Here is a 23,910-nt window from a genome sequence, read left to right on the forward strand (position 1 = left end):
CTATGGATGATCTTCTTTATCTGGTGCATCGGATTCCGTGGCCGCCGAACAAGGGCGACAAGATTCGTTCGCACCACATCCTGCGCTACCTGGCGCAGCACTATCGTGTGCACCTGGGTACGTTCATCGATGACCCGGCGGATGCGGCGTATCTGCCCGAGCTCAAGCGCATTTGCACGACGGTCTGTGCGCGTCCGCTGCCGCGCCGGCGGGCCCAGTTGCGCGCGCTGACCGGCTTCCTGAGCGGCGAGCCGCTGACCGTGCCCTGGTACCGCGACCGCGAGCTGGCGCGCTGGGTCCGGACCACGCTGATCCGCCAGCCGGTCGCCTGTGCCGTGGCCTTTTCCTCGGCGATGGCCCAGTACCTGCCGGAAGGGGGCGGGCGAACCCGGGTGGTCGACTTCGTGGACGTCGATTCCGACAAGTGGACGCAGTACGCCCCGACGCGGCGCTGGCCCATGAGCGCGGTGTATCGGCGCGAGGGCCGCCGGCTGCTGGACTACGAGCGCCAGGTCGCGCAGGCCAGCGATGCCAGTCTGTTCGTGTCGCCGGCCGAAGCAGACAGCTTCCGCCAGCGCGCCCCGGAGGCGGCGGACCGGGTGCATGCGCTGAACAATGGCGTCGATGCCGCCTTCTTCGCACCCGAGGCGGTGGCGGGTTCCAACCCCTATGTCGCCGGCGCCCGCACCATCGTGTTTTCGGGCGCGATGGATTACTGGCCCAACGTCGATGCGGTGGTGTGGTTCGCCGATCACGTCCTGCCCGGCTTGCGTGCGGAACACCCGGGTGTGGAGTTCTGCATCGTCGGCAGCCGGCCGGCGCCCGAGGTGGCGGCCCTGGCGGGCCGGCCCGGCGTGACGGTCACCGGATTCGTGGACGACGTGCGTCCCTGGATCGCGCACGCCACGCTCGCGGTCGCGCCGCTGCGCATCGCCCGTGGCGTGCAGAACAAGGTCCTGGAGGCGATGGCGCTGGGGCGTCCGGTCGTGGCCAGCCCGCAGGCCCTGGAGGGGCTGACCGCGACCCCCGGGCACGAGGTCGTCGCGGCCGAGGCCGAGCCGCGCGCGTTCCTGGAGGCGGTCTCCGGGTACCTGCGCGCCCCGGACCCGGCGCTGGGGCAGGCGGCCCGCGCCCGCGTACTGGCGGACTACGACTGGGCGCGCAATCTCGCGCACCTGGGCGAGATCCTGCGGCGTCGCCCGGGCCGCGTGTCGGGTACGGTGTCGATCGAGGAGGCCGCACATGGTCGCTGACGCGCTGAATTCCCGAACACGCGCCCGCGGTTCCTCCTGGTGGTTTGCCGCGCCGGTCCTGGTGCTGGGCCTGGTCGTGCTGGGGTGGATGTTCTACCCGACGTTCGCCTCCATCGTTACGATCTGGAACCGCTCGGACACCTTTGCGCACGGGTTCCTGATCGTCCCCATCGTCCTGTTCCTGCTGTTTCTCAAGCGTCAGGAGGTGCTTGCGCTGGAGCCGCGCCCATCCTGGTGGGCGTTGTTGCCCTTGGTGGGGCTGTCCCTCGTCTGGGTGGCGGGGGAGTTGGTGGATGTGGTGTCGGTGCGCCAGTTCGCGGCCGTGCTGATGATTCCCGCGCTGTTCTGGCTGGTGCTGGGCAACGCGATCACCTGGCGCCTGCAGTTCCCCCTGGCGTATCTGCTGTTCGCGGTCCCGTTCGGCGAGTTCCTGGTTCCGCCGATGATGGATCTGACCGCGGATTTCACGGTGACCGCCGTGCAGCTGACCGGGATCCCGGTCTATCGCGACGGGCTGTATTTCGATCTGCCCACCGGCCGCTGGTCGGTGATCGAGGCCTGCAGTGGCGTGCGCTACCTGATCGCGTCGGTCGCGCTGGGCACGCTGTATGCCTATCTCATGTACCGCAGTCCCTGGCGGCGGATCGTGTTTGTCGGCGTGTCGATCGTGGTCCCGATCGTTGCCAACGGCCTGCGCGCCTACATGATCGTGATGATCGGCCACCTGAGCGACATGGAGCATGCGGCCGGGGTGGATCACCTGATCTATGGCTGGATCTTCTTCGGCGTGGTCATCGCGCTGATGTTCGCGATCGGTGCGTTGTGGCGCGAGGACATGGAGCCGTTGCCGACCCCGACGGTGCCTCCCGCGCAACCCGGGCGCTCCGCGCAGGCGGGTTCGTTCGTTGCCGCCGCGGTGCTGACGGTCGTCCTGGCCAGTGCGGCGCCGCTGTATGCCGAGTGGATGAACCAGCGTGATCTCGGCCCCGTGGCGGGCCTGGGTACGGGCCCGCTGGCACCAGCAGGCTGGCAGGTCCTGGAGGAACAGGATGCCGCCTGGGAGCCGGGGTATCGTGGCGCCCGCGACGGTCGCGGCGGCCTGGTGACGGCCGCCGACGGCGGCGAGCCGGTGGGTATGCATGTGCTGTTCTACCGCGAGCAGTACCGGCACGGGAACATGGTGGGCTGGAGCAATACCCTGGCCGGGCGCGATCGGGCGCTGGAATGGTCGCAGTCGCGTCGCGGCCGGGCCATGCTGGAGGGATACCCCAACCCGGAACGCTTCCTGCTGAACGGTCCCGGGCAGCAGGTGCTGGTGTGGCGCTGGTACTGGGTGGATGGCCGCCTGACCACCCGCCCGCATGAGGTCAAGGCGCGGGAGGCGCTGAACCGGTTATTCGGTGGTCGGGACGATGCCGCGCTGGTGGTGCTCTATGCGCCGCTTGAGTTCGACAACGGCACCGATGCGGCGGAGGCGGCATTGCGGACCTACGCCGCGGATGCCCTGCCCGAGCTGCTCGAACAGCTCGACCACGTCGCGCGGCAGTGACGGGCGCCTCCGTACCCGTGGCCCGGGAGGGTGATCAGCGCCCCTGTGTGGCGCACATCATCCATCGCCTGGATATCGGCGGGATGGAGAACGGGCTGGTCAACCTGATCAATCACATGCCGGCCGATCGCTTCCGCCACGCGATCATCTGCATGACGGACTACACCGACTTTCGCCGACGCCTCGAGCGGGACGATGTCACCCTGCACGCCCTGCACAAGCGCGAAGGCAAGGATCCGCGGGTGCACCTCCGCCTGTGGCGGCTGCTGCGCCGCCTGCAACCGGACATCGTGCATACCCGCAACTTCGGCACGCTGGAGGCGCAGGTGACCGCCGCGCTCGCCGGGGTGCGGGCGCGGGTGCACGGCGAGCATGGCTGGGATGTCGGGGACCTCGACGGCACGCGTGACCGCAACCGCCGCCTGCGTCGCCTGGTGCGGCCACTGGTGGGGCATTACATCGCCCTGTCGCAGCACCAGACGGGCTATCTGCGGGAAGCCATCGCGGTGCCCGCGGCACGCCTGTCGCACATCTTCAATGGTGTGGATACCGGCCGCTTCGCGCCGCCGCACGAGGGCTTTGTGTCCCCGTTGCCGCAGGCATTTCGGGACCCCGGCACGTTCGTGATCGGCTCGGTCATGCGCATGCAGGCGGTCAAGGCGCCACTGGATCTGGCACGGGCCTTTGTCGCGCTGCGCGAGCTCCTGCCCGAGGCCTTTCCGCGCCTGCGCCTGGTGATGATCGGGGGCGGCCCCCTTCGCGCCGAGGTCGTTCAGTTCCTGGAGCAGGCCGGGGTCGCGCACCAGGCCTGGCTTCCCGGCGCCCGGGAAGACGTCGCCGACTGCCTGCGGGCGCTGGACCTGTTCGTGTTGCCGTCGCTGGCCGAGGGGATCTGCAACACCATCCTCGAGGCGATGGCGACGGGCCTGCCGGTGGTCGCGACGGATGTCGGGGGCAACCCCGATCTGGTACAGCCCGGGGTGACCGGGGCACTGGTGCCGGCGGGGGATCCCGACGCGATGGCCCGCGCGCTGATGGCCTATCCCGCCGATCCCGCGCGGACCGCACGCGAGGGACAGGCCGCCCGCGCCCGGGCCGAGGCGGCGTTCAGCATGGAGGCGATGGTCAAGGGCTACATGGCGGTATACGACCGGGTACTGGCCCGGCGTTAGTTGTGGCGCTAACGCCAGCCGCCCCACGGCGCGAATCGCGGGCGCTCGGTGGCGGGGTTGTCGTTTATTCTGGATTTTCCGTGATGGTGCGAGGGCCCGGCCCGAACCGGTGTCCGCCCGGCGGCACCGCCCAGTGTCGACCTGGCCGTGGATCGCCCGAATTCGACCGACGCCCAGGCAAGGAAGCAATCAGGATCCCTACATGTGCGGTATTACCGGCATCTTCGATCTGCGCGACCGGCGGCCGGTCAATCGGCCCCTGCTGGAGGCGATGAACGAGACCCAGTTTCACCGGGGCCCGGACGAGGGCGGTGTGCATCTGGAGCCGGGTGTGGGGCTGGCGCATCGGCGCCTGTCGATCATCGACCTGGCCAGCGGGCAGCAGCCGCTGTTCAACGAGGACGAGACCGTCGTCGTCACCTACAACGGCGAGATCTACAACTTCCCCGAGTTGACCGCCGAGCTGCAGCAGGCGGGCCATCGCTTCCGCTCCCACTGCGATACCGAGGTGATCGTGCATGCCTGGGAGGAGTGGGGCGAGTCCTGTGTGCAGCGCTTTCGCGGCATGTTTGCCTTCGCCGTCTGGGACCGCAACCGGGATACTCTGTTCCTGGCCCGCGATCGTCTCGGGATCAAGCCGCTGTATTACAGCGCGCTGGCCGACGGGCAGCTAATCTTCGGTTCGGAGCTCAAGGCGCTGATGGCGCATCCGGGGCTGCCCCGGCGCATGGATCCGCATGCGGTGGAGGACTACTTCGCCTTCGGTTACGTGCCGGAGCCGCGCAGCATCTTCCGCGGCGTGCACAAGCTGCCGCCCGGCCACACGCTGACCGTGCATCGCGGGCAGGGCAACCTGAGCGAACCACGCGAATACTGGGACGTGCCGTTCGCGGACAACGGCGTCACGCACCTGGATACGGCCGCCGAGGAACTGACCGCACGCCTGCGCGAGGCGGTGGACATCCGCATGGTGGCAGACGTCCCGCTGGGCGCGTTTCTCTCCGGCGGGGTCGACTCCAGCGCGGTGGTTGCGATGATGGCGGGGCTGTCCGACGACCCGGTGCGCACCAGTTCCATCGGCTTTGCCGACCCGGCCTACGACGAGTCCCGCTACGCCCGCCTGGTGGCCGAGCGCTACCACACCGATCACCACACGCAGGAGGTCGATCCCGACGACTTCGCGCTACTGGATCGGCTGAGCGGGCTGTACGACGAACCGTTTGCCGACAGCTCCGCGCTGCCGACCTACCGCGTCTGCGAACAGGCGCGCCGGCAGGTGGTGGTGGCCCTGTCGGGGGATGGCGGCGACGAGAACCTGGCGGGCTACCGGCGCTATCGCCACCATCTCGCCGAGGAGCGTCTGCGCGCACCGTTGCCGCTGGGGATGCGGCGCCCGCTGTTCGGCTCGCTCGCGCATCTCTATCCCAAGGCAGACTGGGCCCCGCGTCCACTGCGCGCCAAGGCCACCTTTCAGGCCCTGTCCAGGGATTCGATCGAAGGCTACTTCCAGGGCGTCTCCATCCTGCGCGATGACCTCCGCGCCCACCTGTTTTCGCCGACGTTCCGGCGCTCGCTGCAGGGCTACGGCGCAGTGGAGGTCCTGCGCCGGCACGCGGAACGCGCGCCCACCGAACACCCCCTGTCCCTGGTGCAGTACCTGGACATGAAGACCTACCTGCCCGGCGACATCCTGACCAAGGTCGACCGTGCCAGCATGGCGCATGCACTGGAGGTGCGGGTCCCCATCCTCGACCACCAGCTGGTCGAGTGGATCTCGGGCCTGCCGCCGGAACTCAAGCTGCGCGGCCCCGAGGGCAAGTTCGTGTTCAAGAAGGCCATGGAGCCCTACCTGCCGGAGGAGATCCTCTACCGCCGCAAGAAGGGGTTCTCCGTCCCGGTGGCGGAATGGTTCCGCGGGCCGCTGCGCGAGCGCATGCAGGCGCAGGTGCTCGGCCCGCGCATCGCCGACTCCGGCATCTTCGACATGGACTACCTCAAGACCCTCGTGAACCAGCACGTCAGCGGCGCCCGCGACCACAGCCCGGCCCTGTGGTCGCTGCTTATGTTCGAGGGCTTCCTGCGCCAGCACGTCGAAACCGCCGATAAGGATGACTGAACCGTCTGTTTCAGACGCTCGTGCCGGTGGGGCGGCGCCGCTGCTACCGCAGCCCGACTGGCCGCTGCGCATGCCGCAACGGCTGGCGGGGCGGGTGCTCTGGCCGCTGCACGAGCGCCTGCGTGGTCGGGAAACGGCCGCTCATTTGAAGGCCCTGCAGCAAGGTGAGCAGGCCGGAGCCGCCGCTCTCGGGCGCTTGCATCAATCACGCATAGAGGCCCTGCTGGCGCATTGCGCGGAGCACGTGCCCTGGTACCGGGAAGCCCTGGCAGGCCGTGCTCCCGAGTTGGAGGATTTTCCGATTCTCGAACGCGATACCGTGCGCGAGAACGGGCGTGCACTGGTGGCCGACAACGCTACGGGGCCGTTATTGCCCTCCAGTACCGGGGGCTCTACCGGGCGGCCCCTGGTTTTCTGGACGGATCGCGTCAAGGAGGCGCGCCATAACGCGCAGAAGCTCCGGTTTCGGGGCTGGTTCGGCATCCGTCCGGGCGATCGTCAGGTCGACTTCTGGGGTTCCCCCATCGAGCTTGGCAAGGCGTCGCGCCTGCGCGTAATCAAGGATCGCTACCTCCTGAACCAGGTCGTGCTCTCGGCCCACGATCTCACCCCCGAGCGTCTGCGCGCCTATGCCGGGTTCCTCGGGCGCTTTCGACCGCGCCTGGTCTATGGCTACCCCACCGTGATCGTGCGTGTCGCGCAGACCCTGCGCGAGCACCCGGAACTCGCGCGTGGCTGGCGGCCTCAGGCCGTGGTGTGTACTTCCGAGATGCTGTATCCGCAGGTGCGCGACACCATTGGCGAGATCCTGCAGTGTCCGGTCGCCAACGAATACGGATCGCGCGATGCGGGACTGATCGCCCACGAATGCCCGCACGGTCGCCTGCATATCGCGAGCGAACACGTGCACGTGGAGGTCGACGAACCGGACGCCGACGGGATCGGCGATCTGCTTGTCACCAACCTCGACGGGTATGCGATGCCGTTCGTGCGCTATCGCGTCGGCGACCGCGGCCGGCTGGGCGAGGCCGGTACCTGCCCCTGCGGCTCGCTGTTGCCGACGCTCGATCGCCTGGAAGGGCGGCGCAATGACTTCCTGGTGGGCGCCGAGGGGCGGCGGGTCCACGGCTCTGCCGCCAACTACGTGATGCGCGAGTTGCCGCAGGTTGCTCAGTACCGGCTGGTGCAGCGTGCGGACCTCTCCCTCGATATCGAGGTGATCGCCAATTGCGCCTGGGGCGAGGCGCAGACCCGCACGGTTACCGAAGGGATGCACCGCATCCTGCATGCCGATGTGCCTGTGCGCCTGGAGCTGGTCGAGTCCATCGCGCCGTCGCCTTCGGGCAAGTATCGCTGGGTCGAGAGCGAGGCGCTGGAGACGTGAAGATCCTTTACCACCATCGCACTCGCGGCGAGGATGCCCAGGGTATACATATCCAGTCCCTGTGCGACGCCTTCCGTGAGCTGGGCCATGAGGTCCACATGGTGGCGCCCCTGCAGCGCAGGGCCGAGGCGAGCAATACGCCAGTGCCCGCCAGGAACGAGGAAGGGGACGGGGATGCGAGGCCCACGCTGAAGGGCGTGCCGATCCCCTTCTGGTTCTACGAACTGCTTTCGCTGGCCTACAACGGGCCCGCCTTCGTATTGTTGCTGTGGGCGGTGCTGCGCCACCGGCCGGCCTTCATCTACGAGCGCTACAGCCTGTTCAGCTTTTCCGGTCGGCTGGTGGCCTGGCTGACCCGGCGTCCTCTCGTGCTGGAGGTGAACGCCCCGCTCAGCCTGGAACTGCAAACGCACGGGGATCTCGTGTTGCGGCGGCTGGCCCAGCGCATCGAGGACTGGCTTTGCCGCAGTGCCACCCGCACCATCGTCGTCACCCAGGCCATGGCAGATATCTTTGCCGCGCGTGGCGTCCCGCGCGAACGCCTGATGGTGATGCCCAATGGCGTGGACGGGGCCCGTTTCAACCCCCAGGTGGACGGTCGTTCCGTACGCGAGCGTTACGTACCCGCGGATGCCCGGGTGGTGGGTTTTGTCGGGTGGATCCGGCCCTGGCACGGCGTGGACGGGCTGATCCACGCCTGCGCGGCGCTAACGGGTGTGCACCCCAGCCTGCACCTGCTCATTGTGGGGGATGGCCCCGCCGTTCCTGCTCTCCAGAAGCTGGTAGTGGATCTGGACCTTGCCGAACGCGTCCATTTCACCGGGCCGGTGGAGCGCGTCGCCATCCCGACCCATATCGCGGCGCTGGATATCGCCGTACAGCCGGATGTCACCGACTACGCATCCCCGATCAAGCTGTTCGAGTATCTGGCGCTGGGTCGAGCGGTGGTCGCTCCGGACAAACCGAACATCCGGGAAGTGGTGCGCCACGACTCTAGCGCCCTGTTGTTCCCGCCGCGCGACTGGGGTGCTCTCGCCGAGCGCCTGGATGCCTTGCTGGCGGACGATGCGGCCCGCGTGCGGCTGGGTCGTCAGGCCGCGACCCTGGTGGAGGAGCGTGGCTATACCTGGCAGGCCAATGCGCGACATGTAATCGCCAGCGTCTGCCCCGCGGATGCGTCGGCACGGGATACGGCATGAAGCTCCTCGTCCTGTCGCGGGTGTTCCCCAATGCCGTGCAGCCCACCTACGGGGTATTTGTGCGCGAGCGCATGTTCCGCGTGGCGCGCCACATCCCGCTGGTGGTGGTCGCACCGGTTGCCTGGTTCCCCGGTCAGGGACTGATCCGCCGTTTCTGGAATCCGCACTACCGGCCCCCGGTGCCCTATCACGAGGTGCAGGACGGGATCGATGTCTACCACCCGCGGTTCCTCTGCATCCCCGGCATCATGAAGTGGACCGACGGGCCATTACTTGCGCTCAGCCTCCTGCGGCTGGTGCGGCAGCTCAAGCGGGATGAGGCCGTCACTGCTATCGATGCCCACTTCATCTACCCGGATGGCGTGGCCGCATGGCTGCTGGGTCGATGGCTGGGCCTGACCCACACCATCACCCTTCGCGGAACCATCCTGCGCATATCGCGCACACGGCTGTCGCGCTGGATGTCCGCGCGCGCGATGCACGCCGCCGCCCGTGTGTTCTCCGTCTCCGGCGATCTGCGCCGCGTCGCGCTGGGCATGGGCATTGCCGAGAATCAGGTGCAGGTGATGCCCAATGGCATCAACCTGGACTACTTCTACCCCGAGGACCGGGCGACCTGCCGCCAGGAACTTGGCCTCCCAGAGGACGCAAAGGTCCTGATCACCGTCGGCGGGCTGAACGAGCGCAAGGGTTTCCATCGGGTGATCGAGCAGATGCCGGCCTTGTTACGGCGTTTTCCCAACCTCCATTACCTCTGCGTCGGTGGTGGCGGACCGGACGGCAATGGCCAGGCCTGGCTGGAAGGGCTCGCGCGTGAGCAGGGCGTGCAGGATCACGTGCACTTCACCGGGGCCGTGGCACCGGAACGTCTGCGGTTCTACTACTCTGCCGCCGATGTGTTCGTGCTGGCCACCCGCTTCGAGGGCTGGGCGAACGTCTTCCTCGAGGCGGCTGCCTGCGGCCTGCCCACGGTGACCACGCGCGTGGGGGGCAACCCGGAAGTCATCTGCTCGGATTCACTGGGCACACTGGTCGAGCTGGGCGATGGCGATGCCCTGCGCCGCGCCATCGAGGACGCGCTTACAACCGACTGGGACCGCGCGGCGATCCAGGCCTACGCCCGCGAGAACCGCTGGGAGGCCCGCATCCCGATACTGGTGGATGCCCTGCGCTCCGCCCATTCCGCACAACCGCCAGCCCACTGAACAAGGCCAGGGCGTTTTCACCACAGAGGACACGGAGCACACAGAGGGGAAAGATCGGGTTCACCACGAAGCTCACGAAGGCACGAAGACGAGCTTGTTCACAGGAAGCGCGGGAAGAAGGGAAGATTTGTGAGGGTGGTGACGGGGCATGCCGGGTGATCGGGGTAACCCCAGCGCGGCGGATGCAGGCGACCACCGAAGCCCACAAGGACCTGAGTCCGCACTCCGCCGCCCAGATGAGGGGAGATGGAAACCGGTGCAGACGGGTGAGTTCCAGGCAGTCGACGCCGAGTCATTTCAGCCTGAGCCTTCCCTCTCTTCCCGTCTTCCTGTGACCCGCCCTTGACCTGAAGGGATTGAATTCACCACGAAGGACACGAAGGCACGAAGAAATTCTTGTGCTGTCTTTACAGCATGCCTGCGACACCCCGGCGCCGGACAGTGCCAGACAGGACGCGATCACCAGACCTACCCACCTTAATCCAGCCCTTCTCCGTGCCCTCTGTGTCCTCCGTGGTGTAACCGCCCTTGACCTTGCCCTTCCTTCGTCTCTTCGCGCACTTCGTGGTGATTAAATCCAGCTAGCGGGCGGCGGGGTGCGACTCCAGCCAGAGGTCGAGCATCATCAGGACCCACACCAATTCGCCGTAATACGCCGCGTGTTCCTCGCGATGCAGGCGGATCAGTTCGTCGATGAAGTCGTCGCGCAGGAAATCGCGTCCCTTCAACCGCAGCAGGCTGTCGTAGGCCAGTTCCTGTAGCGGCGCGTGTTCCTGCATCCACACCCCGAACGGCAGGCCGAACCCGTGCTTCTTCTTGTCGATGATCGCCTCCGGCAGAAAGCCGGTGAACGCCTCTTTGTAGAAGTGGCGCAGGCGTCCTTTCTTCAGCTTCAACGCGGACGGCACGCGGCAGGAAAACTCGACCAAGTCGTCGTCCAGCAGAGGGAAGGTCACATCGACCCCGGCGAGCTGGCACATGCCGGTCACCTTACGCAGGTCGTTGTCGGCCAGCGTCTGCTGCCAGTCCAGGTACATCATGCGATTCAGCGTGGAGGCATCCTCCGGCTGCGTATAGATCCGGCGCATGAGTTCCCATGGCGCCTCACGATCCAGCCCCGCGAGGAAGTCCGGCGTAAACATCGACTCCTGTGACAGCCGGTACAGGTAGTTGTAGGTCTCCAGCCGGTCCGGCAGCGGGATGCGCGCCTGTTCCACATAGCTGCGCGCCTTGCCGACCACGGGGAGCGCGCGCGGAAGGCGGGTAAACAGTGGATCCAGCAGATTTCGCCGCAAAGGCGCGGGGATGCGTCCCCAGTGCTCGAACACGCCCTGCTTGGCGTACCGCGCATTCCCGGCGAACAGCTCGTCGCCCCCGTCGCCGGCGAGCAGCCGGGTCATGCCGGCGTCTTTGGCCATGCGCGCGCAAAAATAGGCTGGCAGCGCCGAGGAATTGCCGAAGGGTTCGTCGTAGCTGGCGGCGATCCGGGGCACCGCGTCGACGACATCCTCGGGAGTCACATAGTACTCGTGTGCCTGGGTGCCGAAGTGCTGCGCGGCGATGCGCGCGTACTCCATCTCGTCGTAGCCGGGCGCGTTGAAGCCGATGCTGAAGCTGTCCGCCCCGGGCTGGATGCTGGCGAGCATGCTGGCGACCGTGGAGCTGTCCAGGCCGCCACTCAGGAAAGCGCCGGTTCGCGGGCCATCCGCGCGCCGGTCCACCGCGGTTTGCACCCGTTCGCGCAGCTCCTGTTCCAGCGCTGCCGGCGCGGCGCTGCCGTCCTCCGCGAAGACGGGGCGCCAGTAGGCGTTCACTTCGGCCCGGTCGCCGTTGTGGGTCAGGCAGTGCGCGGCGGGCAGCTTTTCCAGTCCGGCGAACAGACTGACCGGGGCTGGCAGCATGTGGAAGAAGCAGTAGTGGTAAAGCCCCTCGCGCGTTACCTCGGTGGCGACCGCTGGATGGGCAATCACGCTCCCAGCGCTGGTGCCGAAGGCTACGCCGCCATTCAACCGTGCAAAGTGCAAAGGCGTCTGGCCCAGACGATCGGTGCCGGCTACCAGGTGCCCCTGGCCTGCATCCACGATGACCAGCGCGAAGTCGCCGGTTATCTGTTCGAACAGGCCGCTGCCCTGTTGCCGCCAGGCCTCCAGCAGAGCCTGCGCGGGGTCGCGTTCGCGCGCACACTCCGCCAGCGCGGGTTTGCGCCATTGCGGGTGGCCGGCGATCGCGGCGATGACGTCCCCTTCCTGCGCGGTCCAGCCGCCCCGTACAAGGCAGCCACCCAGGCGGTTCGTGCACCGGGATTCACGTGCCCCGGGGAGCCCTGTGAGGGCCGCTCCCTGGGCCTCGAGGGCGTCGCCCGGGGATGCGGCATTCACCGCGAACCATCCACAAAGTCCCGCCATCCGTCCGCCTGCTGCCTGGTCGGTCCAGGGAAACGCTGGTTGATGTACGCACCCGGGCGTGGGCCCGGCGATCCGTGCCGTATGGGTCACCATTCTACGTCCGGGGTCGGGCGTTCGAAGGCGTGCGGGGTGCGGGGGGTTAACGAGCCGATCACGCGGGACCCGCGGGCTGTCAGCGACGATCTGGACAGCCTGTGCAGATACGGTAACCTGCCGGGTAACCCGCATCTCCGGTCGGGCACGGATACCCGCCTTCAGGAACCTTCATATGTCGACCCTCGATCACACCCGGAATCTGCTGGACAGCGCCCTCAGCCTGAACGGACGCGCTCAGCAGTTCGACCGCAACACCACTCTGCTGGGCGGTGTCCCCGAGCTGGACTCCATGGCAGTGGTCTCGCTGATCACCGCGATCGAGAGCCACTTCGACATCGTGATCGATGACGACGACGTCAGCGCCGAGACCTTCGAGACGGTTGGCACCCTCGCTGATTTCATCGACGCCAAACTCGACTAGCTCGGTCATGGAAGCCGGGTTCCTGGAGGGCAAGGCCGGACCGGTGTTCCATGTGCTGCATCGACCGGAAGGCCCTTCCGTCCGTGGCCGTGTGCTGTTTTTCCCGCCGTTTGCCGAAGAGCTCAACAAGTCCCGCCGCATGGTGAACCTGCAGGCTCGCCGCATGGCGCAGGCCGGGTATGCGGTGCTGATCCCGGATCTCTACGGATGCGGCGACAGTGGCGGTGACTTCGGCGATGCCGACTGGGACCTGTGGCTGGATGACCTCGCCCGCTGCAGCGACCATCTCGAGGCCTGCTGCCCGGCCCCCCTTCTGGTCTGGGGCTTGCGCGCCGGCTGTCTGCTGGCGGGCGATTTCCTGACGGCGCGTGCCGAACAGGCCGCCGCCGCGATCTACTGGTCGCCCGTCACGAATGGCGAACAACACCTGACCCAGTTCCTGCGCCTGCGCATGGCCGCCGGGATGATGGGCGGGCAGAAGGAATCCACCGGTGATCTGCGTTCGCGGCTGCGGGACGGCGAAGCGCTGGAGGTGGCGGGCTACACCCTGGCACCCGCCCTGGCCGAGCGCCTTGCCACCGCCCGCCTGGAGCAGCCCCGGGCGGCATCCATCGCCTGGTTCGACATCGCAGCACAGGACGATGCCCCGCTGCCGCCGGCGGCCGAACGCCTGATCGAGCGCTGGCGCGAAGATGAGGCGGCCGTAACCGCAACGGTCGTGGGTGGCGACGCCTTCTGGTCCACCCAGGACATCATCGAGGTGCCGCAATTGCTGGAGGCGACCACGCAGCGCCTGGAGGCCCTGGCATGAGCGAGCGCGCCGTTGTCTTCCGGGTGGGGGAGGAGGAACTGCTGGGTATCCTGCACCCAGGGGCGGAGGGCGCCCGGCGTGGTGTGCTGATCGCCGTGGGCGGGCCCCAGTACCGGGTTGGCAGTCACCGCCAGTTCCTGCTGCTCGCGCGGCACCTGGCGGCGCACGGCATCCCGGTATTCCGCTTCGACTTTCGCGGTATGGGGGATGCTTCCGGCCGCCAGCGCGATTACGAAGAAGTCCATGACGACATGAGCGCGGCCATGGATACCTTTGCGCAGCAGGTGCCGGACCTGCGCGAGGTCGTGATCTGGGGCTTGTGCGGTGCCGCCTCGGCCGGCCTGTTCTATGCTTGGCGAGATACCCGCGTGGCGGGGCTGGTGCTGGCCAACCCCTGGGTGCGGACCGACGAAGGCCTGGCCCGCGCGTACCTCAAGACCTACTACCTCAAACGCCTGTTCAGCCGGGATTTCTGGGCCGGGGCCCTGCGGGGCCGCTTCAACCCCTGGACCTCGGTCCAGTCACTCGCGCGCATGGCCGTCGCTGCCCTGCGCCCGCGAGGCACGCAGGGCGATGGGAGTAATCCAGATGCCGCTCGCGCCGATCTGGGCAATGGGCCGCTGCCGGATCGGATGGCGGAGGGCTGGCGGCGCTTCGACGGGCCGATCCTGGTGATCCTCAGCGGCGATGATCTGACCGCGGCCGAGTTTCGCGACGTGGCCACCGCCGCCCCGGCCTGGGAGGGTCTGCTGGCAGAGCCGCGCGTGACCCTGCGCGAGCTGCCGCAGGCCAACCACACGTTCTCGCGTCGTGAATGGCGCGATCAGGTGGCCGCCTGGACACAGGACTGGGTGCAGACGGCCCCCAATCGGGGAGCTACATGACCACGAGCACGCCGCCCAGCATCAATGCGAACCCCGCCGAGGCACCGCGGGCGAGCAGCAGTGTGCCGCGGGTATCGGTGGTGATGCCGGCCTTCAATACCGCCGCCTACATCGCCGAGTCCATCGACAGCGTGCTGGAGCAGGATTACCCGAACCTGGAACTGATCGTGGTGGACGACGGCTCCACCGACGGCACCGTAGAGATCATCCGGGGCTATGGCGATCAATTGACGCTGCTGACGCAACAGAACCAGGGCGCGGCGGTGGCCCGCAACGCGGGTATCGCGGCCGCCACCGGGGAGTACATCGCCTTTATCGACTCCGACGATATCTGGTTGCCGGGCAAGATCACCGCGCAGGTGATGTACATGGAGCAGCACCCGGAGATCGGGTTCACTCACACCCATTTCCTCTCCTGGAAGCCCGGCGCCGACGGCGCATTCCCGCCACCCTCGCAGATGGCGGCCCCCAAAATGCCGGTGCGCGAGGCCCCGGGCGTGGTCGCGGAAGGCTCCGGCTGGGTCTACAACCAGCTCCTGATGGAGTCCCTGCCGCACACCATCACGGTCATGATGCGGCGGCAGCTGGTGGACGAGGTGGGCGAGTTCGATCCGCAGCTCAAGCGCGGCCAGGACTACGACTACTGGATTCGCGCATCGCGGTTATCCGAGTACCGGCAGCTGGACCGCGTCACGGCCCTCTACCGGCTGCACGGCGCCGGCTGCATCACCAAATATCCGGATGTGAACTACGAAGTCGAGGTGGTCCAGCGCGCGCTGGCGCGCTGGGGGCGGGTCGGACCGAACGGGGAGGAAGCCCCGGCCGCCGCCGTGCGCAGGCGGCTTGGCGATGCCTGGTTTACGTTTGGCTACCATCACTACTGGAGCGCAAGCCCGCGTATCGCCCGGAATGCGTTTCTGCAGTCCATCCGGCAGCGCCCGCTGCGCGCGAAGTCCTGGGCCTATCTCGGGCTCAGCGCGCTCAAGTCCGTGCGCGCCCCGCGCCGGTAGCAGTTCCGGGCCGCACTCGGGCGATCAAGTACGGCTGCGGTATACCGCAACCCGGCCGATCGGCATTTTGCGAAAGCGCTTGGTGCGGTATTCGCGGTAGGTGACCGGCTCCAGAAACGGAGTCGCGTCCAGCAGTTTTTTCTGGGTTGGATTCTGATACACGATCAGCACTTCCCGTGGCTCGGCCCGCATGGCGTTTTCGAGATTTTCGAGCACCCGCTCCATGATGGCAGCCTTGAACGGATTGAACAGGTAGATCAACAAATCGCCCGCAGGAAGGTCGTACGCGCCGGCATCGCCGCACACGGTTTCGATCTTCTCCACCTTGCGTTCCGGGTGTTGGTAGAGGCGCGCGTTCTCGGTGGCAATGTCGTTCAGACGCGCGTTGTATTCCACTCCGATAACGCGGCGGAATGGGTGGTGCGAGGCGAGCAGCAGCGCCTTGCCCTTGCCCGAGCCCAGATCAATGAAGGTGTAGCGCCCGTGGACAATGTCCAGGGAGTGCATGATCCTGTGAAACAGCCTCGGAGGCGCGCCTTCGTAGCCTTCGTGTTCCTGCGGCAGGCCTGCATCGTCCTCGGCCTGCATCCCGGTGTTGGTGCCGTACTTGCGGTCGAAGTCCGTCAGAAAGAACAGGATGTTCCGGGGGATGAGCGTCAGGGTGCGCCAGAACCCGCGCTTGCGCAGTGAATCGCGCAGCCGACCAAACACGTGCGTCATGTCACTGTTCTCCCTTTGCCCGGCTCTGGAATCGCCAGCAGCGTCAGCCTGCGTCGGCGTCCAGGCGCGCGATCAGCGCCTTGCGGTCGACTTTGCCGTTCGCGTTCAGCGGCAGCTCGTGGGTTGCGTGGATTGCGCGGGGCACCATCACGGCGGGCAGGCGCTGGCGCAGTCGGTCGCGCAGGGCTGCTTCGTCGGCGCCTTCTGCGACCACGAAGGCCACGATCCCGGAGGCGCCGCTTTCCGTTCGCGGCCATCCGACGGCCACCGCCTGGTCCGTGCCGGCGGCCTCGCGCAGCGCCGCCTCCACCTCGCCGAGCTCGATACGTACCCCGCCGATCTTGATCTGATGGTCCAGGCGCCCGAGAAAGATGATCGGCTCGCCCGGGCCCGGGCGGCGCACCAGGTCGCCGGTCCGGTAGTGCACGCGACCGTCATCCAGGTGCACGAAGGCCTGCGCCGTGCGCTCAGGATCCTTCCAGTAGCCGGGGGTCACCTGCGGACCGCTGATCAGTAATTCGCCCTCGGCCCCGACGGGCACCTCCTGCAGGGCCTCGTCCACCACCCGCAACTCCACCTGATTGCCCGGATAGCCGATCGGGACCATGCCGTGTTCGCATTCCCCCGGTGACTGCGCCGGGTCCCAGCGGTAAAAGCAGGCATCCACCGTGCATTCGGTGGGGCCGTAGGCGTTGTCGATCCAGGCCTTGGGCGCGGCGACGGCCATTGCCTCGGCCAGCTCCGCCGACAGCGCCTCGCCACCAAAGCGGCACAGGCGCAGGTCCGGGAAACGCCCCGGCGCCCAGCCGTTGCGACGGTTCATCCCGTGCCCGGCCGAGGGGGTTATGTCGATCACCGTAAGCGCCTTGTCCGCAATGTAGCGGTTGGGGTTGAACCACTCCTTCGCGGACGGGCAGCACAGGCAGGCGCCAAAGGCCCACGAGACGTACAGATCGAACATCGACGAGTCGAAGGTGATGTCGTAGAACTGCGAAAAACGGTCCGTCTCGTTGATGCCGAAGTCCCGGTACCTCTCCAGCGACATCTCCACAAACCGGGCGACGTTGCGATGCAGCACGCCCACGCCCTTGGGTATGCCCGTGCTGCCCGAGGTAAAGAAGAGGCAGGCCAGGTCATCGGGTGATACAGCTGACGGTACCCAGTCCGTGGGTCGAGCGGTGTCTCCGGCCACCCGAAAGTCGTGCCCGGGCCAGCGCGCCTGGAGCTCGTCCAGCCGCTCGGTATCGGGTAGCAGGATCACGAGCGGGCGTGAGAACGCCCCCAACAGGTCATCGAGCCGCTCCAACCCTTGATCATCCACCAGCAACGCCGACAGATCCGCCTGCTCGGCCATAGCCAGTGTGCGCTCCGTCGGGAAGCCCGGATTCAGCGGAACCAGGGTATGTCCGGCCAGCAGCGTACCCAGAAGCCCTTGGTACATTGCCAGCGAGCGCTGAGCCAGCACGCCAATACGGCAGGGCGTGCCATCGCAATCGACGGACTGCTGCAGCGCGTGGGCGGTTGCGGCAGCGGCCTCGAACAGCTCGTCGTAGCTGAGCACCTGGCTCTCCACATCCAGCGCCGGGCGTTCCGGGAACTGTTCCGCCGAGCGCAGGAAGCCGCTCAGCAATCCGTTCGTTAGCCTGGCGTTTGGCACTGTTGCGGCCCCCGCTTTGCTCGAAAATCCTTTGTCCGCGCGGCTTGCCGACCCTTCCGGCCGGTTGTGGCACGAAGCTCTCGCAGCCTGCCGCGCCCCGGAACGCCCTGGGCGCTTCCCGCCAAGCTTCCGTGATCCGTGCATCTCGTACAATCGAGTACATCTACAGGCCGCATGGCCTGGCTAACGGCTGCCTGATGGCGGTTCCCCCGTGGGTCGCCAAGGCCCCTCGCATGAAGGATCCGGGTCGGCGACATGCTGGAAACCCTGCACAAGCTGAATGCCCTGCTGGACCCCCGCGATCGCGGGAAGGTCGGGCTGCTGGCGATCCTGATGATCGTGACCGCCTTCATGCAGACGGTGGGTATCGCGTCGGTAATGCCGTTTCTCGCAGTGCTGTCGGACCCGGCCATGGTCCAAGACAACGACCTGCTGCGCATGGCGTACGAGTGGCTGGGGTTCGAATCCACCAGCAGCTTTCTGTACTTCCTGGGGCTGGCCGCTTTTGTGCTGTTCATGACGGGCACGGCCCTGCAGGCGCTCAGCCAGTGGGCGATCACCCGCTTCACCCACATGCAGCAGTACGAGCTGTCGCGGCGCCTGATGGGTGACTATCTGGCGCGGCCCTATACGTTCTTCCTCAATCGCAATTCCGGCGATCTGGCAAAGACGATCCTGGAAGAGACGACCCATGCCATCAACGGCGCCCTGATGCCGGCCCTTCGACTCGCCAGCCAGGGGCTTCTGGCATTGTTCATTATTGCGTTGCTCATTGCGGCCCAGCCGTTGCTGGCTTTTATCGTAGCCGTCAGCCTGGGAGGGGTTTACGCGGCCATCTACGTCGTCGCGCGCACCTGGTTAAACCGCATTGGGGAGGACCGGGTGGAGGCGAACCGGGAGCGCTTCACCGCCGCCGCCGAGGCCTTTGCCGGGGCCAAGGAAATTCGGCTTCTCGGGCGCGAGCGTGACTACTTGGAGCGTTACCGTCAGCCATCCAAACGCTTCGCCAGCCACCAAGCCAACGCAAGCCTTTTGAGGGACCTGCCACAATATGCCATCGAGTCCATTGCCTTTGGCGGGGTGCTCTTACTCGTTCTGTTCCTGATGGCGGGCGACGGGGGGCTGGCCCAAGCCTTGCCACTCATCGGTCTTTATGCCCTCGCTGGACGCCAACTCATTCCTGCCTTCCAGAAGATCTTCCAGCAGGTCGCCTTGTTGCGTTTCAGTACCGCGGCGGTCAACAACATCCTCAAGGATCTGGGCCCGCATCCCGAAAGCACTCCTCTGCTCTCGCAAGGTGAAACGCCTGAACCTCTCGCGCCGGAGCGCTCCATCGAAGTGATCGCGGCCACCTACCATTATCCGGGCCATGAACGCCCTGCTCTCGGGGACGTCACGCTGGAAATTCCTGCCCACACCACGGTTGGTTTTGTCGGATCCTCCGGGGCCGGCAAGAGCACGCTGGTCGATATGCTGCTGGGGCTGCTGGAACCCCAGTCCGGCACCCTCCAGATCGATGGCAAGCCATTAACCCGGGAGAACGTGCGCAACTGGCAGGCGGCGATCGGCTATGTCCCGCAGCACATCTTTCTGGCGGACCAGACGGTTGCAGCAAACATCGCTCTCGGGGTGCCGGAAGACAAGATCGACCATGCGGCGGTGGAAAAGGCCGCTCGTCTGGCCAACCTTCACGATTTCGTCATCGGTGACCTGCCGGATGGCTACAACACCATCATTGGTGAGCGCGGCACGCGCCTCTCGGGCGGCCAGCGCCAGCGTATTGGCATTGCACGTGCGCTATATCGCGATCCTGCAGTGCTCTTTTTCGATGAGGCCACCAGCGCGCTGGATAACGCGACCGAGAAAGCGGTGATGGAGGCCCTGCACAACCTCTCTGGCGAAAAGACCATCATTCTTATCGCGCACCGCTTGAGTACGGTGCGGCCCTGCTCCCGGATCTATGTACTGGAACGAGGGCAACTTGTGGACAGCGGTACATGGAAGGAACTTGCCGGTCAAAGCGCTCCTTTCCAGAGACTGGTTGCCGGGATGTCGTGACCCGCAGCCGTTCAGCTGCACTCGGATTGAAGCAAAAGTGGGCCAGAAACCGGCCCGAATGGAAGAACCATGAATCTGGAAGAAACCGAGTACACCGAGGAAGTCAGAGCTCTTCTTCGGGAGGCAAAGGGAAACTGGGACTTCTTCCCACCGACCAAGATTCCGCAGATGGAGGAAGCGGCGCGGGAGTGGGCTTCCGCGCTTGAAGGCATCGAGCGCCCCTGGTTGTGCTGGAATGTCGACGAAGACTGGTGCCGTATTCAGCAGCGGCTGGTTCGCTCGGTCGGCTGGACGCCTGTTGTGGGTGGTGATCCACGGGCCGGGCGTCCGCCCCTTGAGTCCGGGGCAATCGCCGTCGACTTTAACGCCCGATTTGACTACCCGATCATGCATTTCCTTTTTCCGATCGAGTTTTCGCACCTGTTCACCCAGAAGATCGCTTTCTGGCACTCGGATCTGGTGGTCCGAAAGACAGTGATGGAGAACCTGGCCACCATGTTCGAGAACCTGCCCGATGGATCCGCCGCAGCGGTGGATCGGCGCAGGGGCTGGTATCGCAGATGGCGTGGACAACGGGGGCGGTTCTGGGAGCTGGTCGCGTGTACGACCGCTGGCGCCAGTCGAGACCAGTACGCCAAAGGTGCAGGCTGGTGGCGCAACATCTGGCGCCACCCGAATTGTCGGGATGTCCTGCGCCAGCGCCTTGAGCATCGATATGACTACGACCATGGGGCAGGAATACTGGCCTGGCACGAGGTCCACGGAGGAAATGTTGTCCCCATCCCGCATGGCTGGGTCGAAGAGGGCCACTGTACCCGCGTGGGTAATTCCAACTACCGGCGCCGGAGCCCGCAGGACGAGCGCCGCGACCTGGGCAAGGATCTCAGTCACAACTTCGATTTGCGCGAGGTCTGCCAGCGCCTGGGCATCAGTGATCTTCTCTAGCCCAGGCCAACATGGACGTTCATGGGTCGGGATGGGCGGGCCTCGTGATCAACCGCAACGAGAAGGGGCTCATCCATGAAATACGCCAAAGCACTGGTGCGGCGCCTTCTGCCTGCGCGGATCGAGTCCTGGCTCACTCGGATAGTCAGAGCAGTCGAGATCGCCGCGCGGGTATTTCATCTTCGGCTGGTCAATCGCCTATCGCGTCGCAGGATTCGCGACGCACCAGACTCGCCGGTCGTCAGCCTCACCAGTTTCCCGGCGCGACTGGAAACGGTCTACCTCACCATCGAGAGTATCTTCCGGCAATCCGAGCCACCGGGCGGTGTATACCTATGGCTGTACGAGGGGGAGGTTGCGCGATCGGAGTTGCCTTCAACCCTACGCCGACTGGAGCGCCGCGGGCTTCACATCGAGTTCGTCCCCGAAAACCTTCGGGGTGCCAAGAAGCTGATATACGCCGCCCGCGCGTTTCCCGAGCGCAGTATCGTCACCGCAGATGATGACCTGATCTATCCACGAGACTGGCTGCAGCAACTGATGGCGGCCAGCAGGGCCACGCCCGGGGCCGTGGTGTGCCACCGGGGCCATAAGATCCGGCGCCGCCCGGACGGCCCGTTTCATCGGTACTGGGACTGCATGAGGACCGACCGGGGCGGAGTCGAACCCGCTTTTGCGTTGCTACCGACCGGCAATGGAGGCGTTCTTTACCCGCCGGGTGCGCTGAATTCGCGGGTTTTCGATACCGAGCTCATGCACCACCTGTGCCCGACGGCCGATGACATCTGGTTCAAGGCGATGACGCTGCTCAACCAAGTGCCATCACGACGGGTCAACACGCGCAACTTCATGCCCATCGTGATACCCGGAAGCCAGGAACAGGCGCTGATCCATGGCAACAAGCACGCCAATGACGCCCAGCTCCAGGCCACCTTTTCTCACTTCGGCCTGGAGGAGTACTTTCCGAAGGAGTCATTGGATGATGCGTAAAGCCTACCGCGTGATCAGACACGCAAGCCCCGGATTCATCTGGAAGCCCATCCGGCGCGCGGTCCATGACATTGCCATGGAGGCCGGGTACCGACGTGATGCGGAGCCTTCCCCGTGTGATCTTCGCGGGCTGATCGATGATCCCCTCGAGGCCCTGGAGCGTGCCAATGGGACGACCGCCCTGGTCGAAATACCGATGGCCCGGTGCCGCACGCTGCACGCACTGGCCTTCCCGGCACACCCCGAATCGGACAACCCCTACATCCTGACGGCACGCTGGATGCAGGCGACCTCGCAAGATGACCAACCGCCTGAAGAATCTCCACTGTCGGCCTACTTCGAGGCCGTGCAGCCGCTGTCCGCGGCACAGTTCTTCGGTATCAGAAGCGATCGCCTCTCCAGCTTGACGCCTATCGCAGCCGAGTGGCCCTGGACAGGCCCCTCGGGGCGCCCGGTTCAACTCCGTCGTCATAACACCGTGGCCAAAGAGGCCCGGGTCAATGGCTGGGACCTGGCCGCGGGCCATGGCTGGCAACACGTTGGGCCTGTCACCGAAGAAAAACTTCGGCTGGAGCTTGAGCGCACGGCGAATCTGGTGCGCTCGATCGGGCGAAGCGGCTACCGCGCGGAGCAGTCAGGGCTTCGCAGGGGACTGGATCAGATCAGGGGGCTGCTGCTGGTCAACGAACGGGGCGAGTGGCGCTTTGTTGTCGACGGTGGCGAGCATCGGGTGGCGGTCCTGGCGGCTCTGGGTCATGCCACTTTTCCCGGGGTCGTGCGCCCGGACGGGGTCTATTACCGCTCAGGTGTGGAAGAATGGCCGGGCGTGGCGGCCGGCGATGTCGGCACCAAAGAGGCCACCCGGCTTTTCGACCGTGTGTTTGCCGGCGAGCCGCCGGGCTTCGTCGAAACCGCATGGAGCCCTGTCGCCGCCTGCCTGCGGCAAGCGCTGCGCGACCATGGTGCCCGCGAACCTGACACAGTTGCCGGCCCCGCCGACTCGGAGACACAGTGATGGTGGATGCGGTCATCACCTGGGTGGACGGGGCCGATCCGGCGCATCAGGCAAAACGCGAACGCTGGCTGGCAGAACTGGAGGGGCGCGAGTCGAAAGCCCGGCCCGGCACGGCGGAAACCCGCTGGGAATCACGTTTTGAATTGTATTACTGCATCCGGTTGATTCGCCAGAACGCGCCCTGGATCCGGCGGATCTTTCTGGTGACCGACAATCAGCGCCCGGAATGGCTCACCGAGGAGGCCGCCCAACACTATGGCGTGGTGCTGGTGGATCACAAGACCCTGTTCGCCGGCCATGAGCACGTGTTGCCTACATTCAACTCCACCACCATCGAGACCATGCTCCATCGCATCCCGGGGTTGTCGGAGCGCTATCTCTATTTCAACGACGATGTCTTTCTACTAAGACCCGTCCGGGAAGAGGACTACTTTCGCGGCGACCGAGGGTGCTGGCGTGGACAATTCCAGAAGCGCTACACGGTCAAGAAAGGGGTTCAGTTCATGCGGTGGGTCACCCGAAAACCGATCCCCGATGGCTTTGTCGGAGTGCGTGGAGAGCAGGAGGTTCTTGGCCGGAAACGGATGTTCATGCTGGGGCACGCGCCGCACCCGTTTGCTCGGGATTTCACCCGTTCCGTGATCGAGCATGACGGGCGCATGGAACGGAATATCGTCCACCGATTCCGCCATTGGGACACGCTCTGCGTGCCTGCATTGATTGCCAATGCGGGGTTCCTGCAGGGCCAGGCCCGGCGTGGGCCCAACGACTGGGCCTATATCCATGAACACCATGGCGAAGCTGAAATCCGGCACCGGATGGATCGCTGTCGCAGGGACGACCGTATCAAATCCCTCTGTGTTCAGTCTCTGGACATGATGCCGGACGACGTTCAAATGGAGATCGAAGCGCTTTTGAAGGGATTTCTGAACGCGCCCTGACCCCGACGGTGTGTGCAGAAACGGGCCTGCCGGCTTGCTACTCGTAGCGGCGAAAAACCCGGCGTCAGGCCCGTTGCGT

Annotated in this window: 19 protein-coding genes; 16 read left to right on the top strand and 3 right to left on the bottom strand. The window is 66.1% G+C overall.

The genetic code is table 11. The features are described 5' to 3' along the window. Nucleotides 1-2: 2 nt before the first annotated feature. From D105_RS0110780 to D105_RS0110810, 7 genes are all read left to right on the top strand, one after another. Entirely contained in the window at nucleotides 3-1,253 is a 1,251-nt protein-coding gene (locus D105_RS0110780) for a TIGR03087 family PEP-CTERM/XrtA system glycosyltransferase (protein WP_018878400.1), read from the top strand. Beyond that, nucleotides 1,243-2,802, top strand: a complete 1,560-nt coding sequence (xrtA, locus tag D105_RS0110785; protein ID WP_018866611.1) for an exosortase A — start codon at nucleotides 1,243-1,245, stop codon at nucleotides 2,800-2,802. Before D105_RS0110780 ends, xrtA begins: the two co-directional genes overlap by 11 nt. A 47-nt stretch (nucleotides 2,803-2,849) precedes the next feature. Then, a complete protein-coding gene (locus D105_RS0110790) occupies nucleotides 2,850-3,974 on the top strand; it encodes a TIGR03088 family PEP-CTERM/XrtA system glycosyltransferase (protein WP_018878401.1) in 1,125 nt (374 codons plus the stop codon). A gap of 202 nt (nucleotides 3,975-4,176) precedes the next feature. Next, a complete protein-coding gene (locus D105_RS0110795) occupies nucleotides 4,177-6,090 on the top strand; it encodes an XrtA/PEP-CTERM system amidotransferase (protein WP_018878402.1) in 1,914 nt (637 codons plus the stop codon). A gap of 40 nt (nucleotides 6,091-6,130) precedes the next feature. Further along, the gene (locus D105_RS0110800) at nucleotides 6,131-7,474 is read left to right on the top strand and encodes a phenylacetate--CoA ligase family protein (RefSeq protein WP_026280471.1); all 1,344 of its coding nucleotides are present in this window, start codon (nucleotides 6,131-6,133) and stop codon (nucleotides 7,472-7,474) included. Then, complete coding sequence (locus D105_RS0110805) at nucleotides 7,471-8,673, top strand: glycosyltransferase family 4 protein (RefSeq protein ID WP_018866617.1); 1,203 nt, start codon at nucleotides 7,471-7,473, stop codon at nucleotides 8,671-8,673. Before D105_RS0110800 ends, D105_RS0110805 begins: the two co-directional genes overlap by 4 nt. Beyond that, nucleotides 8,670-9,878, top strand: coding sequence for a glycosyltransferase (locus D105_RS0110810; protein ID WP_018878405.1), 1,209 nt, complete (start codon nucleotides 8,670-8,672; stop codon nucleotides 9,876-9,878). Before D105_RS0110805 ends, D105_RS0110810 begins: the two co-directional genes overlap by 4 nt. A 581-nt stretch (nucleotides 9,879-10,459) precedes the next feature. Here the strand turns inward: D105_RS0110810 and D105_RS0110815 are convergent. Beyond that, complete coding sequence (locus D105_RS0110815) at nucleotides 10,460-12,283, bottom strand: asparagine synthetase B (protein WP_026280472.1); 1,824 nt, start codon at nucleotides 12,281-12,283, stop codon at nucleotides 10,460-10,462. A gap of 268 nt (nucleotides 12,284-12,551) precedes the next feature. On the opposite strand from D105_RS0110815, the gene D105_RS0110820 reads away from it, so the two are divergent. From D105_RS0110820 to D105_RS0110835, 4 genes are read left to right on the top strand one after another with little or no spacing between them, the layout of a single operon-like run. Then, nucleotides 12,552-12,800, top strand: coding sequence for a phosphopantetheine-binding protein (locus D105_RS0110820; protein ID WP_017941958.1), 249 nt, complete (start codon nucleotides 12,552-12,554; stop codon nucleotides 12,798-12,800). Between the two features lie 7 nt (nucleotides 12,801-12,807). Then, the gene (locus D105_RS0110825; RefSeq protein ID WP_018878407.1) at nucleotides 12,808-13,611 is read left to right on the top strand and encodes a hydrolase 2, exosortase A system-associated; all 804 of its coding nucleotides are present in this window, start codon (nucleotides 12,808-12,810) and stop codon (nucleotides 13,609-13,611) included. Continuing rightward, nucleotides 13,608-14,495 (top strand): hydrolase 1, exosortase A system-associated, encoded by an 888-nt coding sequence (locus tag D105_RS0110830; protein ID WP_018878408.1) that lies wholly within the window; start codon nucleotides 13,608-13,610, stop codon nucleotides 14,493-14,495. The genes D105_RS0110825 and D105_RS0110830 overlap by 4 nt, the downstream gene beginning before the upstream one ends. Next, on the top strand, nucleotides 14,492-15,505 hold the full coding sequence (locus D105_RS0110835) for a glycosyltransferase (RefSeq protein ID WP_018878409.1): 1,014 nt from the start codon (nucleotides 14,492-14,494) through the stop codon (nucleotides 15,503-15,505). Before D105_RS0110830 ends, D105_RS0110835 begins: the two co-directional genes overlap by 4 nt. A 24-nt stretch (nucleotides 15,506-15,529) precedes the next feature. On the opposite strand, the gene D105_RS0110840 is transcribed toward D105_RS0110835, so the two are convergent. Further along, entirely contained in the window at nucleotides 15,530-16,225 is a 696-nt protein-coding gene (locus D105_RS0110840) for a class I SAM-dependent methyltransferase (RefSeq protein ID WP_018878410.1), read from the bottom strand. A gap of 43 nt (nucleotides 16,226-16,268) precedes the next feature. Beyond that, nucleotides 16,269-17,882, bottom strand: a complete 1,614-nt coding sequence (locus tag D105_RS0110845) for an amino acid adenylation domain-containing protein (RefSeq protein WP_038032913.1) — start codon at nucleotides 17,880-17,882, stop codon at nucleotides 16,269-16,271. Between the two features lie 255 nt (nucleotides 17,883-18,137). Here D105_RS0110845 and D105_RS0110850 point away from each other — a divergent pair, with 255 nt between their 5' ends. The 5 genes from D105_RS0110850 (at nucleotide 18,138) to D105_RS14355 (ending at nucleotide 23,831) form a co-directional block, all read left to right on the top strand. Beyond that, nucleotides 18,138-19,940 (top strand): ABC transporter ATP-binding protein, encoded by a 1,803-nt coding sequence (locus D105_RS0110850; RefSeq protein WP_018878412.1) that lies wholly within the window; start codon nucleotides 18,138-18,140, stop codon nucleotides 19,938-19,940. Nucleotides 19,941-20,009: 69 nt separating this feature from the next. Next, nucleotides 20,010-20,885, top strand: a complete 876-nt coding sequence (locus D105_RS0110855; RefSeq protein ID WP_018878413.1) for a hypothetical protein — start codon at nucleotides 20,010-20,012, stop codon at nucleotides 20,883-20,885. Nucleotides 20,886-20,960: 75 nt separating this feature from the next. Continuing rightward, nucleotides 20,961-21,875: a glycosyltransferase gene (locus tag D105_RS14255; protein ID WP_018878414.1), complete on the top strand. Its 915-nt coding sequence runs from the start codon at nucleotides 20,961-20,963 to the stop codon at nucleotides 21,873-21,875. Then, a complete protein-coding gene (locus tag D105_RS0110865; RefSeq protein WP_018878415.1) occupies nucleotides 21,865-22,890 on the top strand; it encodes a hypothetical protein in 1,026 nt (341 codons plus the stop codon). The genes D105_RS14255 and D105_RS0110865 overlap by 11 nt, the downstream gene beginning before the upstream one ends. After that, nucleotides 22,890-23,831, top strand: coding sequence for a stealth family protein (locus tag D105_RS14355; RefSeq protein WP_018878416.1), 942 nt, complete (start codon nucleotides 22,890-22,892; stop codon nucleotides 23,829-23,831). The genes D105_RS0110865 and D105_RS14355 overlap by 1 nt, the downstream gene beginning before the upstream one ends. Nucleotides 23,832-23,910 lie beyond the last annotated feature (79 nt).

Source organism: Thioalkalivibrio sp. ALE28 (assembly GCF_000377425.1).
GTDB lineage: Bacteria > Pseudomonadota > Gammaproteobacteria > Ectothiorhodospirales > Ectothiorhodospiraceae > Thioalkalivibrio.

Bases quoted from the DNA above. Each gene is read 5' to 3' on its own strand.
- D105_RS0110780 (WP_018878400.1), top strand. From the start codon at position 3: ATGGATGATCTTCTTTATCTGGTGCATCGGATTCCGTGGCCGCCGAAC.
- xrtA (WP_018866611.1), top strand. From the start codon at position 1,243: ATGGTCGCTGACGCGCTGAATTCCCGAACACGCGCCCGCGGTTCCTCC.
- D105_RS0110795 (WP_018878402.1), top strand. From the start codon at position 4,177: ATGTGCGGTATTACCGGCATCTTCGATCTGCGCGACCGGCGGCCGGTC.
- D105_RS0110810 (WP_018878405.1), top strand. From the start codon at position 8,670: ATGAAGCTCCTCGTCCTGTCGCGGGTGTTCCCCAATGCCGTGCAGCCC.
- D105_RS0110815 (WP_026280472.1), bottom strand. From the start codon at position 12,283: ATGGCGGGACTTTGTGGATGGTTCGCGGTGAATGCCGCATCCCCGGGC.
- D105_RS0110820 (WP_017941958.1), top strand. From the start codon at position 12,552: ATGTCGACCCTCGATCACACCCGGAATCTGCTGGACAGCGCCCTCAGC.
- D105_RS0110825 (WP_018878407.1), top strand. From the start codon at position 12,808: ATGGAAGCCGGGTTCCTGGAGGGCAAGGCCGGACCGGTGTTCCATGTG.
- D105_RS0110830 (WP_018878408.1), top strand. From the start codon at position 13,608: ATGAGCGAGCGCGCCGTTGTCTTCCGGGTGGGGGAGGAGGAACTGCTG.
- D105_RS0110835 (WP_018878409.1), top strand. From the start codon at position 14,492: ATGACCACGAGCACGCCGCCCAGCATCAATGCGAACCCCGCCGAGGCA.
- D105_RS0110840 (WP_018878410.1), bottom strand. From the start codon at position 16,225: ATGACGCACGTGTTTGGTCGGCTGCGCGATTCACTGCGCAAGCGCGGG.
- D105_RS0110850 (WP_018878412.1), top strand. From the start codon at position 18,138: ATGCTGGAAACCCTGCACAAGCTGAATGCCCTGCTGGACCCCCGCGAT.
- D105_RS0110855 (WP_018878413.1), top strand. From the start codon at position 20,010: ATGAATCTGGAAGAAACCGAGTACACCGAGGAAGTCAGAGCTCTTCTT.
- D105_RS14255 (WP_018878414.1), top strand. From the start codon at position 20,961: ATGAAATACGCCAAAGCACTGGTGCGGCGCCTTCTGCCTGCGCGGATC.
- D105_RS0110865 (WP_018878415.1), top strand. From the start codon at position 21,865: ATGATGCGTAAAGCCTACCGCGTGATCAGACACGCAAGCCCCGGATTC.
- D105_RS14355 (WP_018878416.1), top strand. From the start codon at position 22,890: ATGGTGGATGCGGTCATCACCTGGGTGGACGGGGCCGATCCGGCGCAT.